Raw genomic sequence first — 20,647 nt, forward strand, 5'->3', positions numbered from 1 at the left:
CCCGGCTTTTTTGGCGAAGAGCCGGATAACAGCTTTTCGAGACGAAAGATTCCCTTCCAGCATCCGTCGGGATGCTGAAGGGAGGAGGGTTGGAGCGTATGAGGAGAACCCGGATCAGCCCACAGACTTCAACGGAATGGGGCCTTTGAGCCGATCCATCATGGTCGCGCAGTACCAGTCATCGAACTGGCAAACGCCGGTCTCGGCGGTTTCCGAATAAGGCCCCGGCTCGTACGAAGGCGAGGTCACGCCACGCTGAGTGCCCTCGACCAGCGTGCGGTCCTGATCGTTGGTGGCAATCCAGACTTTGGTCAGGCGCTCGATATCGTAATCAACGCCTTCCACTGCGCTGTCAGGTACCAGCCATTTGGTGGTGACCAAGGTTTCGGTGGCGCTGATCGGCAGCACGCGGAAGCTCAGCGCATGGTCACCGAGGAAGTGATTCCAGGTGGAGGGATAGTGGAAGTACAGCAGCGCGCCGATGTCCGCTTCAGTTGTCTTGTCGAGGCGACCGGCAACGGCCGGTTTGCCGTCCATGGTGTAGCTGAGGGCACCGGATGACAGGGGAATACGGGTCATGCGGAACTGGCCGTTGATGTCCATCACCAAACGGCTTGGCAATCCGGCGCTCTCGCATTTGGACCAGTAGGCCGACAGCTCTGGATCGTCTTCGCCACTGACGCCGCCTACCGAAAGGTTATCGACGAACGAATGCAGCAACTCCGGGTGTGAGCCGTCGCAGTGGTAGCACTCGCGATTGTTTTCAAAGACCAGTTTCCAGTTGCCTTTCTCGACGATGTTCGACTCGAACGCCACTTTGCAGTTTTCAAGATAGTGCGGCGCGATGAAAGGGCTGACGGCTTTGCGGAAGCCTTCGAAATCGGGAGCCTTGGCGGCCACGCAGACATAAATGTAGGTATCGACGATCTCGCAGTGAACGTTTTTCAGACTGTATTGGGATTTGTCGAAATCCTGGCCCATGTTGCCGGCGAACAACAGGTTGCCATCCAGCTCGTACGTCCACTTGTGATAGGGGCAAACCATCTTCGCCACTTTGCCGTGATCGGCCTCACAGATTTTCGCGCCACGGTGACGGCAGGCGTTATGGAATGCCCGGACCTCGCCGTCTTTGCCGCGTACCACTGCGACGGGATAGTCACCGATCTGCAGGGTGAAATACTGCCCCGGTTTGGTGATTTCAAAGGTGTGGCCGGCGAAGATCCAGTCCTTGTGCCAGATCTGCTCAAGATCCTGGCGGTAAACGCTCTCATTGCTGTAAAGAGCGCCCGGCAGCGAGTGCCAGGGTTTGCGCTGAGCGATCAGGTCAAAAACGCTTTCTTTATTGTTCATTGTTATCCTCCCATAGACGACATGGTCCTCAGCCTATATGGCCGAAGACAACCGTCACAAACGACATTTGCTGTGGGCAATTCATGCGTTGGCGTTATCGATGGGGTTTGACTGGTGTGCCGGAACGGCGTGAAAAATCGGCGCAAGAGCAGTAATGGCGCAACTGGATTGAGCGATGTGTTTGATCGCCGCTTTCACCTCGGCACTGCGTTCTACACCGAGACCGCTGGCGAACAGATCAAATTTCTGACTCAGCTCTTCAGCGCTGAGGGCCGTTTCGGGATCCCCGCGCGCGGCAGTGACCGGACTCACCAGCACCGCACCGTTCTTCAGGGTAATGGTCAATCGGGAGAGGATTTCGTCGGGGAAGCGAGCGGAGATATCAGCGGCTTCAACGACTTCGATACGGCGGCTCAATGCGAGAATATCTTCGGCAAAAATCGCCGCCCCGGTGACTTCTAGCGGACCGACTTTGCCCCTGACAATCAGTGCGGCCAGCGGAAAGGCGAGGGCGTACTGCGCCTGATCGGCGTCACTTGGCGTATGCCCTTGCAAACACATCGACTCGTAGAACGTTTCCACCCGAACGGTTTCAATCGAGTCCGCATCAAGCTCAGGGTTTTCCCGCTGCAGTTCGAGCATGGCGGTCAGCGCCGGTTGCGCCCAACGGCAGACCGGCCAGGGTTTGAAATACTGACTGTCGATCTCCCAGCGTGCACCGATGTCGGTCCAGTATTCAGCGACGGTGACGTCTTCAACCGTTTCTGCCGGCGCGCCGGTGATGCCTTCCCGGGCCATGAACAGCGCGTTCAAACCCGCAAATGCGCCTGCACCGTGAGCATCTCGCAGCATCGTCGGCGCTTGCACCACGCGCATCATCGGGCAGCGCGCGCTGAAGTATTCGGCGATGCCCAAGGCGTGGCGAAAGGTCGGCTCATCCAAGCCCAGCAAGCGCGCCCCGGCACAGACCACACCCAGCGCGGAAAAACCGCCGGATGCGTGATAAGTCGGCGAGGTCGCCATCAAGGCAGAACCGGCCCGCAGCGCCGTTTCATACCCGATGCACAGGGCAGTCAATAGCCCATGGCCACTGATCGACTGACCTTGATGATGCAGCGCATCGGCGAGGGCCAGTACGGCGGGAACCACGGTGGCACCGGCGTGCCCCTTGGATTTGAAGTGGCCCTCATGGGCGTCGAGGCTGTCAGCGCTGAAACCTCCGGCCCAAGCCGCACCGAGCACGTTGACACGCTGCCCGCCGAAGATCAGGCGACTGCTATAAGCGCCCGCCGGGTAATGCCGTTCGGCAAAACGTCGCATTGCGCTGCTGGTGTCATTGCTGGCCGCGCCGGCCATGACGCCGACGATATCCAGCAGACTGTCCTGCACGATTGCTCGAGTCTTGAGCGGGGCATCGAGGAAATCAAAGTCGCGACAGAATTCGAAGAGTGACATTCAACAATCCCTTCCTGTGAGTTGAGCCGAGCCGATCATGGTCGGCGCAGCTCAACAATGAGCCAGGGGGAGGGTGCCGCTCTAGCAACATTTTCGGCGGGCTATTGATAACCAAATCACCCGACGCTTGTGCAGGCTGGATTAACGGCGGGGAAACTTCGCCAGAATCCATTCGCGGAAACGCCGCAGTTCGTCTTCGTTTTCGGAGCTTTCGCGACAGCTCAGGTAGTGCCAGCTGTTACGCAATTGCACCTGCTGCTCGATCGGTCGCACCAACAGACCTTGCTGCACCAATCCCGTGACCAAGTGATTCCAGCCCAACGCGATGCCCTGATGGGTCAGGACCATGCTGATGAGCAGGTTGTAGTCGTTGGCATTGAAGATCTGCGGACTGTTCGGCGGACGATCATCGATATCGATGGCCTGAAACGCCAGCCACACGCCCCAGTCGACATGCTCGGCGACTTGCGAGCGGCCATAGGGACTCAGGTTGAGCAGGGCCGAATCGCGCACGCCTTCGATCGTCGAAATTTCCGGGTGTTTCTCCAGATACTGCGGGGTGCACACCGGGTAAATCACGTCGTGGCACAACGGGTAGCTTCTATAACCGTCACGGATGCGCGAAATCTTGGTGATGAAGATGTCGGGCTGCACACCGGGTTCCATGGTCAGAAAGTTCTGCGTGGTGATCAGGTTGAGTTCGATGTCCGGGCACTGCGCGAAGAACTCTTGCAGATGATTCGATAGCCACAATGCGGAAAAGGCCGGCGAGCAACAGACGGTGAGGACCTTCTTGGTCGACTGGCTGCTGCGGATGCGTTCGGCAGCCTGGGCGATGTTGACGAACGACAGTTGCGCGGCATCGAAGAACACCGCGCCGGCGGCCGTCAGTTCCACCGCCCGGCCTACCCGGGTGAACAGTTGCGCGCCCAGATAGCTTTCCAGTTCGCGGATCTGCCGGCTGATGGCGGCTTGCGAAACGCACAACGCCTCCGCCGCACGGGTGAAGCTTTCGTATTTGGCCGCGGCCACAAATGCCTTCACAGCCCTCAAGGACGGCATTTTCAGCAGGATGGTGTCAGGGTCGACATGCTTGCTCATTCGTACACTCTCCTAACGATACAGCTCCCCATCGAAGCGCGAGGAGGGTAACGGAACCGTGCGGGGAGGGCTACGCGAGCGTCGCTGCGGGGATAGACCCGGTCGCTCATGGTGCTGACGCGGCACTCGGCTGTGGCTGTCGTCGCAACCGATAACCCGACGTTATCGAATTGCCCCTGTAAATGTAGTTGGATTAAGCGGGGTGATGCTAATAGATTTGAAACATCCCTTTTTCCTGGGACCTCAAAAATAATAAAAGGAAGCCCGTCGTGAAGACATCTATTCATTACCGCTGCCGCTTACAATTATTTTTGCTCGTTTGCCTGTCGCTTAATGCGAAAGATGCACGATGCGAAGGAGGCAAGGTATGACAAGTTCCGACGAGATCATTTGCGTAAAGAATGTTTTCAAAGTCTTCGGTACGCAGCCAGCACTTGCCATGAAAATGGTTAAAGAAGGCGCATCAAAAGCTGAAGTGTTCAAAAAGACCGGTCAGGCGATTGGTGTTTTTGATGCCAACTTCTCGGTTCGCCGTGGTGAGATTTTCGTCATCATGGGTTTATCCGGCTCGGGCAAATCGACCATGGTCAGATTGTTCAACCGGCTGATCGAACCGACGTCCGGGCAGATCTTTCTCAATGGCAAGGAAATCACCGGCCTGGGCGACAAGGACTTGTTGCAGGTTCGCCGCAAAGACATGGGCATGGTCTTCCAGTCGTTTGCATTGATGCCGCACATGAGCGTCATCGACAACGTCAGCTTCGGCCTGGAAATCAGCGGGGTCAGCGAGAAAGAGCGCTATTGCCGCGCGATGGGTGCACTGGAGCAGGTCGGGCTTTCAGGGCAGGAACTCAGCTTTCCTCACCAACTCTCTGGCGGCATGCAACAACGTGTCGGCCTGGCCCGCGCGCTGGCCAATGATCCCGCCATTCTGCTGATGGACGAAGCCTTCTCGGCACTCGATCCGATGATTCGCAGCGAGATGCAGGGCGAGCTGATCAAGCTCCAGGCCGAGCAGGATCGCACGATCATTTTCATCTCCCACGACATAGAAGAAGCGGTTCGCATCGGTCACCGCATTGCGATCATGGAAGGCGGGCGGGTGGTGCAAATCGGCACGCCGCGTGAACTTCTGTGCAACCCGGTGAATAAATATGTTCGCGATTTCTTTAATGGCTTCGACACCAGTCGCATTCTGAAAGCGGGTGATATCGCGCAACAGGATTGCAATGTCGTTTATATACCGGGTGGGCAAACGCCGATTAAAGCGGATGCGTCCCTTCGCGACATCTTTCATCTGGTTGCGGCCTCGGCAACTCCCATGCCGGTGGTGGATGAAGTTGGGCTTTATAAAGGTTCGATTTCGCAAGGCCATCTTCTGAGCTGTCTGTGTAATAGCTGAACTGCGAATAATCAGAATTGATTTACCGCTTCTGAGGGCGAGGTAGCACCATGTCAGACTTCAACTTTCTAGATCCTTTCCAAAGTTTGAATATTCCGTTGGGCTCGTGGGTGGAAACCGCCCTTAAATACCTGGTGCATAACTTCAGGGAAGTGTTTCGCTCGATCCGCTGGCCGGTCGATCAAGTGCTCGACGGTGTCCAGTGGGGACTGCTGTCGGTTCCGCCCACGGTGTTCATCATCATCGCCGGACTGATCAGTTGGCAGATTGGCGGCAAACGCATTGCCATCTTCAGTGTTGCAACGCTCACCGGGCTTGGATTGATCGGTGTGTGGAGCGATGCGATGGTCACGCTGGCCCTGGTGCTGACCTCGCTATTGTTTTGCGCAGTGATCGGCATACCGCTGGGCATCTTGTGTGCACGCAGTGATCGCACGGAAATGATCATCCGCCCGGTGCTGGATGCCATGCAGACACTGCCCGCGTTCGTCTACCTGGTGCCGGTGGTGATGCTCTTTGGTATCGGCAACGTCCCCGGTGTAATCGTCACCATCATCTTTTCCGTGGCGCCGCTGGTGCGGCTGACCAACCTTGGTATTCGCCAAGTCCCTGCGGACAAGGTCGAAGCCGCTCGAGCGTTTGGCTGCACGGCTACGCAAATGCTGATGAAGGTGCAGTTGCCGTTGGCGGCGCCGACGATGATGGCCGGTCTCAACCAGACATTGATGCTGTCGCTGTCGATGGTGGTGGTCGCCTCGATGATTTCGGTGGGCGGTCTGGGCTTGATGGTGTTGAGCGGCATCGGCCGCCTCGACATGGGTCTGGCCAGCGTCGGCGGTGCCGGCCTGGTGTTGCTCGCGGTATTCCTTGATCGACTGACCCAGGCAATGGGTGAGCGCAGCAGCGACCTGGCCACCGGTCAGCGCTGGTATGAAAGCGGCCCGGTGGGGCTGGTCATGAAACTGAAGAAAAAGAAGAACGTTGCACGTCCAGTGACGAATTGAGTTGGCCTGCTCACCCCATTAAAAACTCCAAGCGTGGTGAAACATGAAACTGACAAATCTCAAAAAGAGCGTGGTTGCGAGCCTGGTGGCTTCAGTGTTTGGGACTTTGCTGTGTTCGGCGGCCTACGCAGCCGATGCGAACAAACCCGGTGCCGGTGTTTCGATTACGCCGATCTTCCCGACGATCGCCGAAGAGCGCTTTCGCGGCGAGGTAGTGATCGCAGGCCTCAAGGAACTGGGCTACGACGTAAAGCAGCCAAAAGAAGTCGACTACCCGGCGATGTTTCTCGCGCTGTCTTACGGCGATGCGGACTTCACCGTGCATGAATGGGAACACTTGCACCAAGCGTTTTATGAAAAGGCCGGCGGCGATGACGTGATGGTCAAAGTCGGGCAAATCATGAAAGGCGTGCTGCAGGGCTACATGATCGACAAGAAGACGGCCGAGGCTTATCAGATCAAGGATCTGTCGGACCTGAAGAAACCCGAAATCGCCAAACTCTTCGACAGCAACGGTGACGGCAAGGCTGATCTGACGGGCTGCAACCCGGGCTGGGGCTGCGAGATCATGGTCGAACACCACATGAAAGCCTATGGCTTGGGCCCAACCGTGGTCGACAACCGCGGTTCGTACTTCGCGTTGATGGCAGACACCATTGCGCGCTTCCAGCAAGGCAAACCCGTGCTGTTTTTCACTTGGGTTCCGCAATGGATCGCCAGTGTTCTGGTAGAAGGGCGTGACGTGGTCTGGTTGCCGGTGCCGTTCACCTCGCTGCCAGATGGCAAGGAAAGCAAGGACACCTTCCATGACGGCAAGAACCTCGGTTTTCCGGTTGACACGATCAATGCCGTCATGAGCAAAGAGTTCGCCGAGAAGAACCCGGTGGCGCGCAAATTCCTCTCTGAAGTCAGCATCCCGACGGCCGCTGAAAGTGCGCAAAACCTGCGCATGCAGAACGGTGAAAAGTCGCTGGCCGACATCAAGCGTCATGCCGCGGAATGGATCAAGGCCAACCAGCAAGCCTATGACGGTTGGTTGAGTGACGCCCGGGCGGCAGCGAAGTAATCGGTTCGGCCACGGTTTGGCGGCGGACCGTGCCAGACGCCAAACCACCAGGTTGTCGTTTCAGTGAAGATGAGCGGGTGAGGCAAGATGGAAACGTTCCAGAGTCCGTTGAAACAACAGAACATCGGCTTTCGCCCATCCACCGTGATGTCGGGCCATGAACATGTCGTGCGGGTGGCGTTCATCCTGCTCGATCATTTTTCGTTGACGACCCTTTCAACGGCGATGGATGCCCTGGCCACTGGAAACCTGATCAATGGCGAAACGATTTACAAGGTGTCGACCTACTCACTGCAGGGCGGGTTGGTTGAAAGCGATATCGGCGTGTCGCTGGCTTCGCAAAGGCTGGTCGCGGAAGGCTTCAATCATGATGCGGTGATTGTCGTCGGAGGCCAGCGTGTGAGGCTTGCCACGCAGCCAGTGCTGCGCCGAGTGCTGAAGAGGTCCGCGAGCAAAGGGATCGTTGCCGGTTGCTGGAATGCCGCGTTTTATCTCGCCGATGCCGGTTTGCTGGAGGCTTGCGAGTTTGCCTGTCACAGCGACAGCGGCGGCCTGATCCATGAGTATTTCCCGCAGTTGAAAGTATCGACTCGCGAGTTTATTTGCACACAGCGCCGAGCCACTTGCGCCAACGCTCATTCGGCGCTGGATATGACCTTGGCGATCATGCAGGAACTGGGTGCGCGCAACGATGCGGCACTGGTCGATGAAATAAAACGGGTTCACCAGTCTGGACATCTTCAACCGAAGACTGCCGACAGCCTTCGCTGTTCAGCGATTCCCAAGCCTTTGAATATCGCGCTCGACTTGATGGAAAAGAACATTGAGGAACCGCTGGAAATCGACGTAATCGCCAGCCAGGTCGGCGTGTCACGCCGGCAACTGGAAAGACGGTTTGCCCGCTATCTGAATGCGGCACCCAATCGTTATTACCTGGAACTGCGTTTGACCCGGGCTCGGCAATTGATTGTGCAAAGTGATCGCTCGTTGACGGATGTGGCTCTGGCCACCGGGTTTGTCAGCTATCCGCACTTCTATAAACGCTTCAAGGACCTGTTCGGCTTACCGCCCATGACCTTCAGGGATTATTACTACTCGAGTGACTATGCCAGCAGCGGCCGTTATGCCGTGGCGGCCGGTTTTTAAAACAAACAGTCAATCGTCACTGTTTGCGCCAGTGCCAGTTTTGCAAGTTTCCGGATCAACGCCACTGCGTGCGTTTGCTTTGTGCCGCGTGCGTTTTGCAACTTCAACGATTAACGGTTCAACACTATGAAAGTCAGTTCATTACCCGCCGATGATGATAGTTGTGGCTGGTTTCATTTGAGCAAGCCACGCAGTCCCGAGCCGGCGCACCGTGGGCACCGTTCAGCGCGGTGGGTGATTATCGGTGCCGGCTTCACAGGACTGGCGTGCGCGCGACAACTGGCATTGAATTTTCCCGACGACGAAGTGGTGCTTATCGAAGCGCAGGAAGTCGGACTGGGGCCGTCGGGGCGCAATGCCGGTTTTGCCATTGATCTTCCCCATGACATTGGCGCTGAGGATTACATCGGTGACATCGCGCTGGCACGCACCAGTTTGAAACTCAATCTGGCCGGCCAATCGCTACTTCGCGAGCTGGTCGATCAATACCGCATCGACTGCCAGATGAAGGCCTGCGGCAAGTATCAGGCGGCGGTGGAGAACCGTGGTATCGCCGTCCTCGATGCCTATCGCCGGGGCCTGGAAAAACTCGATCAGCCTTTTCAAATGATTGATGCCGATGAGTTGCCCGAACACTTGGGCACGCGGTTTTACCGCAAGGCGCTGTTCACGCCGGGCGCGGTGTTATTGCAACCGTCCGGACTGGTGAAAGGCCTCGCCGACCATCTGCCATCGAACGTCACGCTGTATGAGCGCACCCCGATTCTGGAAGTGGAATACGGCGCCAAGACGCTCCTAAAACACGCCCACGGCAGTATCACTGCCGACAAGCTGATTCTGGCGAACAACTCGTTCGGCATGCGTTTCGGTTTCCTGCAAGGGCGCATGTTGCCGATCTACACCTACGCGAGCATCAGCCGGCCGCTGACTGCAGAGGAACAGGCGCGCCTGGGCGGCAAACCGTTCTGGGGCGCCATTCCCGCGGATCCGTTCGGCACCACGGTGCGCCGCACCCCGGATAACCGCCTGCTGATCCGCAACAGTTTTACCTTCAACCCGGATGGTCGCAGCAACAGCAAATACAACGAACGCTTTGTACGTCGGCACAAGGCTTCATTCGATCAGCGTTTTCCGATGTTGCCGGACGTGACGTTCGAATACACCTGGGGCGGCGCCTTGGCCATGTCGCGCAACCACAACGGCTTCTTCGGTGAACTGGCGCCCAATGTTTATGGCGCGCTCGGATGCAACGGTCTGGGCGTCACGCGCGGAACCGTCACCGGCAAGTTGCTCGCGGACTGGCTGGCGGGGCAGCGTGACCCGCTGATTGATTTCTTGTTGCAGGCGCCGGGGCCCAACAGCAACCCGCCAGAACCGTTTCTTTCGCTTGGGGTGAACATGAACCTCAAGTGGGGGCAGTACCGCGCCGGGAGAGAAAGCTGAGTCTGCGTTGACTAGTCGCTTACACCTCGTCGCTCTGCTGCCGTCCTGAAGGCTTGCGCCGCCAATAACCACAGTTTGCCCGGCATGCCGTCGGGTGTACGGATTGAACATTGAACCACTGGAGAAAACGCTATGAACTTTGACGGAATCTTTACCCCTGCCATTACCCCGTTGTCCGCGGATGGCCAGATCGACTATTCGGCGTTCTCCGACGTGCTCGAATACCTGATCGAGTCCAAGGTTCACGGCATCGTAATTGGCGGCTCCACCGGCGAGTATTACGCGCACACCGCCGAGGAGCGGGTGGCCGTGGCCGAGCGCGCCAAAGAGGTGATCCGCGGACGTTTGCCACTGGTCATCGGCACCGGCGGCATTCGTACCGAAGACTCGGTGTACTTCGCCGAAAAGGCCAAATCCCTGAAAGCGGACGCGATTCTGGTCGGTTCGCCACCGTATGCGTTGCCGACGCAGAAGGAAATTGCCGCCCATGTGCTCGCCGTGGACAAGGCGGCCGGGCTGCCGATCATGCTGTACAACTATCCGTCGCGGATGGGCGTGGCGATGGGCGACGAGTTTTTCGAAGCCATCGCCGGCTGCAAGAACATCGCCGCGATCAAGGAAAGTTCGGGCGAGATGAGCCGCCTGCACCGTCTGGCTCACGCTCATCCGTCGATCCAGCTGTCCTGTGGCTGGGATGATCAGGCGCTGGAGTTCTTCGCCTGGGGTGCGCGCAGCTGGGTCTGCGCCGGTTCGAACTTCATCCCGCGTGAACACATCGCGCTTTACGAAGCCTGCGTGCTGGAAAAGAACTTCGATAAAGGCCGGAGGATCATGTCGGCCATGCTGCCGTTGATGGATTTCCTCGAGAGCGGCAAGTTTGTGCAGTCGATCAAACATGGCAGCGAACTTAGTGGCCTGCGTGCCGGCGGGGTCCGTGCGCCACTGCAACCGCTGGAGCCTTCCGAGAAGCAGACGCTGGAAGGCGTGATCAAAACCCTGCAGAAAAACGTCGCGCGTATCGTCGAGGAGGCTTGAAATGGCAGACCTGCTGAGTCAAGAGCAATACCGTGAACTGGCTGCGAAGCTCGAGTTTCGCAATCAAGCGTTCATCAACGGCCAGTTTTGCTCGTCGCGTTCAGGCAAGACATTCACCACGACCAACCCGGCTACCGACCAGGTGCTGACTGAGGTTGCCGCGTGCAACGCCGATGATGTCGACGAGGCCGTAGCGGCGGCGAAGGAAGCCTTCGACGACGCACGCTGGCATTCACTGGCGCCGTCCGCACGCAAATCGGTATTGCTGCGCTTCGCCCAATTACTGGAAGACAACGCCCATGAACTGGCAGTGCTGGAAAGCCTGGACAGTGGCAAGCCGATTCGTGAATGCCAGAACATCGACGTGCCGGAAACGATTCATACGTTGCGTTGGCATGCCGAGCTGATCGACAAGATCTACGACGCTACGGCACCGGTCGGCTCGGGTGCGGTGACCATGGTGGTGCGCGAACCGATCGGCGTTGTCGGCCTGGTGTTGCCGTGGAACTTCCCGCTGCTGATGCTCGCCTGGAAAATCGGCCCGTCGCTGGCTGCAGGCTGTTCGATCGTGGTCAAACCGGCCAAGGAAACCACCTTGAGCACCTTGCGCGTCGCCGAACTGGCGCATCAGGCAGGGATTCCCGCCGGCGTGTTCAACGTCGTGCCCGGGGGAGGCAAGGAGGCCGGTGAGCCGCTGGGGCGTCACCCGGATGTGGCCATGGTCAGCTTCACCGGTTCAACCGATACCGGGCGGCTGTTCCTGAAATATTCCAGCGAATCGAACCTCAAGCGCATCGTGCTGGAATGTGGCGGCAAGAACCCGGCCGTGGTGATGAATGATGTCGAAGACATCGACCTCGTCGCTCAGCATGTGGTGAACGGTGCGTTCTGGAACATGGGGGAAAACTGTTCGGCCTCATCGCGCTTGATCGTCCACGCCGAGATCAAGGATGAACTGTTGCAGCGTGTCCAGGTGCATCTGGGCGACTGGAAAATGGGCGATCCACTGGATCCTGAGAACCGCCTGGGTTCGATGATCAGCAAGGCGCATTTCGACAAGGTGCGCTCCTACCTTGATGTGGCCCGCGACGAAAACCTACGCGTGCTGGTGGGCGGCAAAACCCGCCAGGATATTTTCGTCGAACCCACTATCGTTGACGGCGTGAGTCGCGATAGCCGTCTGTTCCAGGAAGAGATCTTCGGCCCGGTACTGAGCGTCACCACGTTCCAGACCGTTGACGAAGCCATTGCGCTGGCCAACGACACGGCCTACGGCCTGGCAGCATCGGCTTACACCGGCAACCTGCGCCATGCCCTGAAACTCTCACGCGGGATTCGCGCCGGGATTGTCACGGTGAACTGCTTCGGTGAGGGCGACGCCTCTACGCCATTCGGCGGCTACAAGGAGTCGGGGTTTGGCGGGCGCGACAAATCGATCTGGGCGCACGACCAGTACACTGAAATCAAAACCATCTGGATTGATGCATCCTGATAGTGCTTTGACGGCAGAAGTCGCATCGCCCCGACACTGGATTCAGTGGCGGGGCGAGTTACCCATTCCATGAGCTGAGCCAGTAGCAGCACAACTCGACCGTGAACAACCGCTGGCGAGAACCCCTCACGCACTGACTTTAACCTCAGCCTTGACCACTGATTTACTATAAGTCAGCAAAACGATGCCCGTGACCACAATCACCCCGCCGAGAATCTGTCCGTTGCTGAGCATCTGATCCAGCACAATCCAGCCCATCAGCAACGTTGCCAATGGCTCGATGTTCATGACCGGCGCATTGCGCGGCATGTCCAGGCGAGGTACCGAAATGAACAGGACGATAAAACCTGTGCCGTACAGCACCACCAGGGTGGCGAGGGCCAGCCATCCGGTCGAGGTGGCGGGCAGGTTCAATCCGCCAGGAAGGGCGCCCGTCAGTCCTGCCAGGTTGACGCTGCTGAACACGATGAAAATGGTCAGCAGACTGCGCACCGAGCCGCGTACCTGAGACAGTTTGTGGTCGGTGATCCACAGCGCGCAGGCGAACACGCTGGCGGCGCAGAATGCGAGCGCGACGCCGGTCAGCCATTGCGCACTGACGTCCGTCGTGGTCGAGAGACGCCCGGGGACATCCAGCACAAACACCAGGCCCAGTAGAATCAAACCCATCAACGTCGCGGTGCGTGCGCTCGGTCGCGGGCCACCCAGCGCCCAGGTGAGCAATGCCAGCAGAATAGGGAACACGTTCGCCACCAGCAGGGCCAGCGCCACCGGCACCCGTGCGACAGCAGAGTAAAGGCACAGACTCTGCGCAGTGATCAGCAACCCCAGCAACAGTTGCCAGCGCCAGGCACCCGCCGGCAAGCGCGGGCTTTGTCTTTGCCACAGCACCAGGATGGCGAGCACCAACAAAGTCCCGCCGGACCGCATCAAAATCGCCAGCAGCACCCCCGCGCCATCATCAAAGGCGACTCGTGCCGCCACATGATTGCCGGCAAACGCACAGCCCATGCACAACAGAATGATCACAGCCAGATAGCGGGGGAAGGGCGGCGGTACGGTTTGCGCAGCGGTAGGGCGAGGCATGGCAGATCTCAGGATTGTTAGCCGTTCGAACGACTTGGTTTTTATTAGTTGTCGTACAACTAACCCGTTTTATCGCATTCGGCGACGTCGGGCAATAGACCTGAAAGCGCACAGCTACGCATATTCTCGGCGTTAAGGTGGATTTTTACGTATTTGATTAAGCGTAGAGATCGTATGACTTAATAGGGCAGGGGCGTATCGGCCCCTGCTTCCAGGGATTTACACATTCATGACAGGCGGGTGGTCTGCTTCTGCTCAAGCATGAAATGGATAATCGATATACCCACGCTGATCCCCGCCGAAAAAGCTGCCTGGGTCTGGCACGTTGAGTGTCAGGCCATCATGCAGCCGACGCGGCAGATCCGGGTTGGCCAGGAACGGGCGGCCAAACGCAATGATGTCGGCACGATCGGCAATCAGTGCCTGTTCGGCAGATTGCGCGTCATAGCCGCCAGCCAGAATCAGCACGCCGTTCCACGTTTTGCGCAACTGGGCAATGATCGCGTCCCAGCGCGGATCGAAGTTCTCATCTTTGACTGTGCCGACCATTGCCGGCTCGACCAGGTGCAGGTAGGCCAGATTCCATTGGTTGAGCGCTTCGACGAGGTGGCCGAAGGTGGCCTCCGGAGTGTCGTCGCCCATGCCCATGAAGCGCCCCATCGGCGTCAGGCGCACGCCGACGCGCTCGGCGCCGACTTCCTCGGCGACGGCTGCGACCACTTCAAGCAGAAACCGCGCGCGGTTCGCCACACTGCCGCCATAGGCGTCGTCACGCTGGTTGCTGTTGCTGTTAAGAAACTGGTCGAGCAGATAACCGTTGCCAGCATGAATCTCTACACCGTCCATGCCCGCCTGCAATGCGTTGCGCGCGGCCACGCGGTAGTCCTCGACGATGCCGGCGATTTCCGCCGTTTCCAGCGCACGCGGCACCGGCACGTCTCCCCAGACGCCGTTACCGTTTTCATCGACGATAAACGTCTTGCCCGGCACCGGCAGCGCGCTGGGCGCAACCGGCAGGCCGGCATCGGGTTGAAAGCTCGGATGGGACACCCGGCCGACGTGCCACAGCTGCATGAAGATCAACCCGTCGGCCTCATGCACCGCCGCGCTGACGTCACGCCACGCGCGGACCTGCTCTGGGCTGTAGATGCCCGGCGTCCAGGCGTAACCCTGAGCCTGCCGGGAGATTTGTGTGGCTTCGGTGATGATCAGCGCGGCACTGGCCCGCTGGCGGTAGTACTCGGCGTTCATCGGCGTCGGCACATCGCCCGGTTGGCCGGCGCGGGAGCGCGTCAACGGTGCCATGGCCACGCGGTGGGCGAGGGTGTAAGGACCGAGTGCGAGGGGTTGGAACAGACGACGAGTCATGGGTAGCTCCGGATTTCAATATAAGGAATTCAAGCGCGGCAGCGGTGCCGCAAACCAGTGCCGCTAACTTAACCGCGCTCAGCGGAGCTGATAATCAGTGACCGGCGCTACGCTGTTTTGCGCACGGCGCAATGGCGCCCGTGCTCATCAGCGATAAACACGGGCGTGGCTCAGGCGGATTGGTTTGAGCGCGTCAGCGGCAGGTTCAGCCAGCGCCGGCCAGTGGCGTTGGCGACGGCGTTGCCAAGGGCGGCGGCCATTGGCCCCTGGACGATTTCAGCGGCACCGAGAAAGGGCTCTCCCGGCTGGTCGAGCACATGCACATCGACTTTTTTCGGCAGCTGCGTGAAACGCAGAATCGGATAACCGCTCCAGTCGTAGCTGCGAATACCCCCCGCGTCGTAGGCGACTTTTTCGTACAGGGTCCAGCTCGCGGACTGCACGATGCCGCCCTCGACCTGATTGCGCAGGCCATCGGGGCTGACGATCTGGCCGACATCCACCGCCGTCACCACGTGATCGATGCGGATCTCGCCGGTCTGCGGATGCACGCGCAGCTTCACCGCGATGGCGCAGTAACCCATGATGTTTTTATAGCGAGCAAAGGCGAAACCGATACCCGCGCCGGGCTCGCTGCTTTTTTGCGGCCAACCGATCTCATCACGCACACGTTCTACCACCGCGCGAGCACGCGGGTCGCTGAGATGGGCCAGACGCAAGGCGACCGCGTCGATGCCGGCCCTGATCGCCAGCTCGTCGATACTCGCCTCGATGGCGAAGATATTGATGTGCGCACCCAGCGAACGCATGGCCGAGGTGCGAAAGGGCATTTCGGTGACGAAGGTCATGTTGATGCGCGTCGAGTTGAGGTCGTACAGCGGCACCGCATTGCGATCACCATCGCCTTCGGGCTGGGCGATCGGCACGGAGGGCGCCGAGGCGAAAGGCCGCGCGAGCAAGCGTGCCGGCAGCAGACGCCCGGCGTTGACGATGCGTTCGTTGTGCGGTGTGGTCCAGAGTTCGTAGGCCCAATCCTGCAGGCGGCCTCGGGAGAGGCCGGCGTCGACTTCAGTGACCATCGCCGAGCTATACGGCTCCCAAAGATTTTCCTGTTCGCGCATCCATTGCACGCGCACCGGCGTCCCGGGGACGCGCAGGGCAATCAATGCCGCATCGGCGGCGGCATCATCGGCGCCGTTGTGGCCGTAACACCCTGAGCCTTCGGTATGAATACAGCGCACCCGCTCAGGCGGCAGATCGAGCATTTCGGCAATGCCGGCGCGCAGTGGGTAAACGCCTTGGGTGTGGGTCCACACGGTGAGAACGCCGTCCTTGAACCAGGCCACCGCGCAAGACGGGCCGATCGAACCATGCATCAAATACTGCTTGGTGACCCGCGCCTGAAAACGCGTATCGGCCGCGCCGCTCGGCGTGCCACTGTTGCTGATCGGATAGCGCCGTGAGGGCAGACGTTTGAGCAGGCCATGAATCTCGGCCGCCTCGGGAATCGCTTCGCCCTCGCTCCATCGCGTCACTGCGCTGGCACTGCGCATGGCTTTGATCGCTTGCCACTCATCACCGGCGAGCACCGCGAGATAGTTGCCGTCGCGGATCACCTTGACCACGCCAGCCAACGCCTCAATGGACGCCGTATCGAATGCTTGCAGCGTGCAGCCCGGACGAGGCGGGCGGATCACCCGCGCATGCAGCATGCCCGGCAGACGCATGTCCTGGACGAAGGCCGCACCACCACTGACCTTCGCCGGAATGTCGAGGCGCGGCAACGAATGGCCGATCAGTTTGAAGTCAGCGGCGGCCATCGCCGGTGACTGAGCCTTGGCATATTGATGCACATCGACATGCTTGACCGCGTCGGCGTAACTCATCCGCTGAGCGGTCGGGCCCTCGATCACACCGTTACGGGTGCTGAGCAGTGCCGAATCGACCTGCCAACTGCGCGCGGCGGCCTCGACGAGCATTTCGCGTACCTGGGCGGCGGCGTTATACAACGCGGTACCGCTGTCGAAAATGCTGTGGCTGCCGGCGGTGTAGCCTTCGTTGGGCGTCAGCGCGGTGTCGGCGGTGAGCAGGTTGATGGCGGTAGCTGGCACCTGCAAACGTTCGGCGGCGATTTGCAGCAGCGCGGTTTTTACCCCGGTGCCCAATTCGACCTTGCCGGTGTAGACGGTAATGCCGTCGGCGCCGATGCGGATCCAGGCGTCGAGAAACGGGTTGGTGCGCAGGCTTCCGGGGAGATCGGGCGCGAGGACCACGGTGCCGAGCGTATCGACTTCCGTGTCCGCCAATACACGTCGCGCCAACGGCATCAGGGTGAATGCCATCAGCAATGCACCACCGCGCAGGAAGGCGCGTCGGCTCGGCTGCAAACCATTCGACTCGCTCATGTCAGGCTCCCGCTGTGCCCGGCCACGTGTTTGATCGCCTCGATGATGCGCAAGTGCGTACCGCAGCGGCACAGGTTGCCGGCCATGTGCTCGCGAATGGTCGCCTCATCCGGGTGTCGATTACGTTCAAGCAACGCCTGCGCGCGCATCAACATGCCGGCAATGCAGTAACCGCATTGCGCGGCCTGTTTCTCGATGAACGCCGCTTGCAGAGGGCCGGGCTTTTCCGCGCTGCCGAGGCTTTCCACGGTGCGGATTTTTTTGCCTTCGAGACCGGCGCAGGGCGTCAGGCAGGCGAACACCGGTTGATCATCGACGATCACCGTGCAGGCACCGCATTGGCCGAGACCGCAGCCGTATTTGGCGCCGTTGAGGTTCAAGTGATTGCGCAGCGCATACAGCAACGGCATGTCCGGCTCCAGCTCAAGCGGTTGCGCGGCGCCGTTGACGTTGAGAGTGATCTGGCTCATTTCGTCTCCTGACGTAATGCTTCGATAGTGGAAGAGAGGTCGGCCCACGGTTGATCAGGGCTCGCTTGCTGACGCAGGTACGTAGCCAGTGCAGCGAGTTGCGCGTTGTCCAGGCTGGCGGCGAATGCTGGCATCAGCGGGCCGGGCGATCCGGGTGTGGCAGGTAGCCCTTCGAGCACGGTTTTGAGGAAGTTGCGCGAATTGGTCGCTTGCAGCGCCGAGGTGTTTTGCAGGCCTGGGCGACCATCGATGGTGCGCATCGGCGCCGCCGAGCCATGGCAACCGGCGCAGGCGCTGTTGAAGAGCAGGGCGCCGGTCGAGTGGTCTGCCGCTTCACTGGCAGGCGTCTTTGGCGACGTCTGCGTCAGTGGGTGCGGGTTTTCCAGGCTGAGCAAATACTCGGCAATCGCCTCGGCCTCACTGGCGGGCAAGCGGGCCAGACTCAAGCTGACCGGACGCATCGGGCCGGCGGGCGTGCCGTGGCCATCAACGATCTCGGCGCGCAGATAGCCGATCAGTTGCTCGCGACTCCACGGGTTGCTGCGTTGTCCCATGCCGACCAGCGCTGGCGCGTGCCAGCCGTCGACGCTGCCGCCCAGTAGGTATTCCGAGGATTTTTCCGCGCCTATCAGGTTCAGCGGCGAATGGCAGCCGGCGCAATGGCCCGGACCGTCGACCAGATAACGCCCGCGGTTCCACATCTCGCTGCGCTGCGTCAGCGGCGTCATGGGCTCACCGTGTAGAAACAGCAGGTTCCAGAACGCCACCAACGGGCGAATATTCATCGGAAAGTTCATCTGGTTGTGCTCGGCCGGCGCGCGCACGGCGGGGCCGCTCATCAAATAGGCATAGGCGTCGGCGATGTCTGCTGCGCTCATGCGCCGGTAGTGCACGTAGGGGAACGCCGGATAGAGGAAGTGACCATCGCGAGCAATGCCCTGACGCATCGCCCGCTCGAAGGCTGGCAGTGACCACTGGCCGATACCGGTCTGCGCATCCGGAGTGATGTTGGTGCTGTAAAGCGTGCCGAACGGTGTTACCAGCGGCAGCCCGCCGGCCAGGTATTCACCACCGGGGCGGGTATGGCACACCGCACAATCGCCGGCCTCCACCACCCGCGCCCCGCGTTGCAACTGCGCAGTCTCGAACATCGTCGGGCGCTCGATCGGCGCAATTGGCGGGCGCCACATCAGCCAAACGGCGCCGATCATGCCAAGCACGGCGACGACTGCCACGCTGATCCATAGCGTTCTGGACTTCAGCAAATGGCGGTTCATGGGACGGAGAACAACGCGGCAGGCAATGGCAGGACGGATGGGATACGGATCATGACAACGCTCCTTGTAACAGCCGGGGGAGGGCGCCGCTGGGGACGACAGCGCCAGAGGCCAAAGCGTAGAGAAACCACCAGCGCCGGAGAATCAGCGGCGCGCGCAATAGCGCGTTGCGCGAGAAGCAACGCCTGCGCCGTTGCACCGGACGCATCACTGCGTTGCTCGCCGCGTGGATTCTGCGCATCGCTACAGGGCCGTAGCCTTGGCAGCACTTTCCTGAACTCAATGAGGTGTCATCATGCTCACGGGCAACCCAGCCGTTGCGGCCAGCGCCGAACAGCCAGCGTCACTTTCCGGCCTGATGGTCGCGTTCCTGGCATTTTGCTGTGGCGCGGTCGTGGCCAATCTTTATTACGCGCAGCCAATCGTCGAACTGATTGCACCGCAAATCGGTCTGTCCAGCGCCAATGCCAGCCTGATCGTTTCACTGACGCAGTTTGGTTATGCATTGGGCCTGTTGCTGCTGGTGCCGCTCGCCGATTTGATGGAAAACCGCCGGCTGGTGGTCGGCTTCACCCTCGCGGCCAGCGTCACGTTGTTGTGCGCCGGCCTGACTCATTCGCCGTCGATGTTCCTCGTGTTGTCGTTACTGATCGGTCTGACCTCGGTGGCCGTGCAGATCCTCGTGCCGCTAGCGGCACACCTGGCGCCCGAAGCGAGCCGTGGCCGCGTCGTCGGCAATATCATGAGCGGTCTGCTGCTGGGCATTCTGTTGTCGCGGCCACTGTCGAGTCTGTTGGTTGAAGTGTTCGGCTGGCGCGGGGTGTTTTACAGCGCAGCGGCCCTGATGGCGGTCATCGCTCTGATTACCGCCGTGGCGCTGCCGCGTCGGTTGCCAACGCATAAAGCCACCTATGCCGCGCTGATCGGTTCGGTGTTTGCCTTGGCCCGGCGTTATCCGCTGTTGCGTCAGCGCTCGCTGTATCAAGGGCTGCTGTTTGCCAGTTTCAGCCTGTTCTGGACCCTTGCACCGATTGAACTGATGCGTCACCACGGCTTCACTCAGGCACAAGTCGCGATCTTTGCGCTGGTCGGTGCAGTGGGTGCCATTGCCGCGCCGATCGCCGGGCGTCTGGCCGATGCCGGGCATGGTCGGCGCGGCACACTGGTCGCGTTGCTGTTGGCGCCGGTTTCGCTGCTGATCGCCGCACTTCCGGGCAGCGGTTATGTCTGGCTGGTGGTGTGCGCGGTGCTGCTGGATTTCGCTGTGCAATTGAACATGGTGCTCGGCCAGCGAGAGGTGTACGCCCTCGATCCCCACAGCCGTGCGCGCCTTAACGCCGTGTACATGACCAGCATTTTCGTCGGCGGCGCGCTGGGGTCGCTGGTCGCCAGTCCGCTGTACGAGCACTTCGGCTGGAACCTGTCCGCCGTCGCGGTGGCGCTGCTGCCAGCGCTGGCGCTCGGGTTGTTTCTGAGCCGCAAGAGCGATGTCTGAGCAACCGGCGACTATGTTCAAGCACGGCGGTACAAGACGACAGGGGAACAGT

At 59.9% G+C, this 20,647-nt stretch carries 16 protein-coding genes; 8 read left to right on the forward strand and 8 right to left on the reverse strand.

The features are described from left to right. Window positions 1-114 precede the first annotated feature (114 nt). From ACWR1S_RS01305 to ACWR1S_RS01315, 3 genes are all read right to left on the reverse strand, one after another. Window positions 115-1,350, reverse strand: coding sequence for an aromatic ring-hydroxylating oxygenase subunit alpha (locus ACWR1S_RS01305; RefSeq protein ID WP_454562163.1), 1,236 nt, complete (start codon window positions 1,348-1,350; stop codon window positions 115-117). Window positions 1,351-1,431: 81 nt separating this feature from the next. Next, entirely contained in the window at window positions 1,432-2,805 is a 1,374-nt protein-coding gene (locus ACWR1S_RS01310) for an MmgE/PrpD family protein (RefSeq protein WP_454562164.1), read from the reverse strand. A gap of 141 nt (window positions 2,806-2,946) precedes the next feature. Continuing rightward, window positions 2,947-3,906 carry a LysR family transcriptional regulator gene (locus ACWR1S_RS01315; protein WP_007913217.1) on the reverse strand — a complete coding sequence of 320 codons (960 nt, stop codon included), beginning with the start codon at window positions 3,904-3,906 and terminating at the stop codon, window positions 2,947-2,949. Between the two features lie 367 nt (window positions 3,907-4,273). Between ACWR1S_RS01315 and ACWR1S_RS01320 the strand changes: the two genes are divergently transcribed. The 7 genes from ACWR1S_RS01320 to ACWR1S_RS01350 all read left to right on the forward strand — a co-directional run bounded on the left by ACWR1S_RS01320 (window position 4,274) and on the right by ACWR1S_RS01350 (window position 12,494). Next, a complete protein-coding gene (locus ACWR1S_RS01320; protein WP_454562165.1) occupies window positions 4,274-5,308 on the forward strand; it encodes a quaternary amine ABC transporter ATP-binding protein in 1,035 nt (344 codons plus the stop codon). 50 nt (window positions 5,309-5,358) lie between these two features. Then, window positions 5,359-6,312: a glycine betaine/L-proline ABC transporter permease ProW gene (gene proW, locus ACWR1S_RS01325; protein WP_077572874.1), complete on the forward strand. Its 954-nt coding sequence runs from the start codon at window positions 5,359-5,361 to the stop codon at window positions 6,310-6,312. Window positions 6,313-6,355: 43 nt separating this feature from the next. Then, entirely contained in the window at window positions 6,356-7,378 is a 1,023-nt protein-coding gene (proX, locus tag ACWR1S_RS01330) for a glycine betaine/L-proline ABC transporter substrate-binding protein ProX (protein ID WP_185057871.1), read from the forward strand. A gap of 87 nt (window positions 7,379-7,465) precedes the next feature. Beyond that, on the forward strand, window positions 7,466-8,524 hold the full coding sequence (locus ACWR1S_RS01335; protein ID WP_454562166.1) for a GlxA family transcriptional regulator: 1,059 nt from the start codon (window positions 7,466-7,468) through the stop codon (window positions 8,522-8,524). 126 nt (window positions 8,525-8,650) lie between these two features. Beyond that, the gene (locus ACWR1S_RS01340) at window positions 8,651-9,967 is read left to right on the forward strand and encodes an NAD(P)/FAD-dependent oxidoreductase (RefSeq protein WP_454562167.1); all 1,317 of its coding nucleotides are present in this window, start codon (window positions 8,651-8,653) and stop codon (window positions 9,965-9,967) included. Window positions 9,968-10,099: 132 nt separating this feature from the next. After that, a complete protein-coding gene (locus ACWR1S_RS01345; protein ID WP_454562168.1) occupies window positions 10,100-11,002 on the forward strand; it encodes a dihydrodipicolinate synthase family protein in 903 nt (300 codons plus the stop codon). A gap of 1 nt (window position 11,003) precedes the next feature. Beyond that, window positions 11,004-12,494 carry an aldehyde dehydrogenase gene (locus ACWR1S_RS01350; protein WP_454562169.1) on the forward strand — a complete coding sequence of 497 codons (1,491 nt, stop codon included), beginning with the start codon at window positions 11,004-11,006 and terminating at the stop codon, window positions 12,492-12,494. Between the two features lie 126 nt (window positions 12,495-12,620). On the opposite strand, the gene ACWR1S_RS01355 is transcribed toward ACWR1S_RS01350, so the two are convergent. The 5 genes from ACWR1S_RS01355 to ACWR1S_RS01375 form a co-directional block, all read right to left on the reverse strand. Continuing rightward, a complete protein-coding gene (locus ACWR1S_RS01355; protein ID WP_454562170.1) occupies window positions 12,621-13,580 on the reverse strand; it encodes an EamA family transporter in 960 nt (319 codons plus the stop codon). A gap of 255 nt (window positions 13,581-13,835) precedes the next feature. Beyond that, on the reverse strand, window positions 13,836-14,948 hold the full coding sequence (locus ACWR1S_RS01360) for an alkene reductase (RefSeq protein ID WP_454562171.1): 1,113 nt from the start codon (window positions 14,946-14,948) through the stop codon (window positions 13,836-13,838). A 170-nt stretch (window positions 14,949-15,118) separates the two neighbouring features. Continuing rightward, window positions 15,119-17,353, reverse strand: coding sequence for a molybdopterin cofactor-binding domain-containing protein (locus ACWR1S_RS01365; RefSeq protein ID WP_454562172.1), 2,235 nt, complete (start codon window positions 17,351-17,353; stop codon window positions 15,119-15,121). Continuing rightward, window positions 17,350-17,823, reverse strand: coding sequence for a (2Fe-2S)-binding protein (locus ACWR1S_RS01370; protein WP_454562173.1), 474 nt, complete (start codon window positions 17,821-17,823; stop codon window positions 17,350-17,352). Before ACWR1S_RS01370 ends, ACWR1S_RS01365 begins: the two co-directional genes overlap by 4 nt. After that, window positions 17,820-19,100: a c-type cytochrome gene (locus ACWR1S_RS01375; protein ID WP_454562174.1), complete on the reverse strand. Its 1,281-nt coding sequence runs from the start codon at window positions 19,098-19,100 to the stop codon at window positions 17,820-17,822. The genes ACWR1S_RS01370 and ACWR1S_RS01375 overlap by 4 nt, the downstream gene beginning before the upstream one ends. A 295-nt stretch (window positions 19,101-19,395) precedes the next feature. Between ACWR1S_RS01375 and ACWR1S_RS01380 the strand changes: the two genes are divergently transcribed. Further along, on the forward strand, window positions 19,396-20,595 hold the full coding sequence (locus ACWR1S_RS01380) for an MFS transporter (protein WP_454562175.1): 1,200 nt from the start codon (window positions 19,396-19,398) through the stop codon (window positions 20,593-20,595). Window positions 20,596-20,647 lie beyond the last annotated feature (52 nt).

The sequence above is a fragment of the Pseudomonas sp. AIG genome, assembly GCF_977020205.1.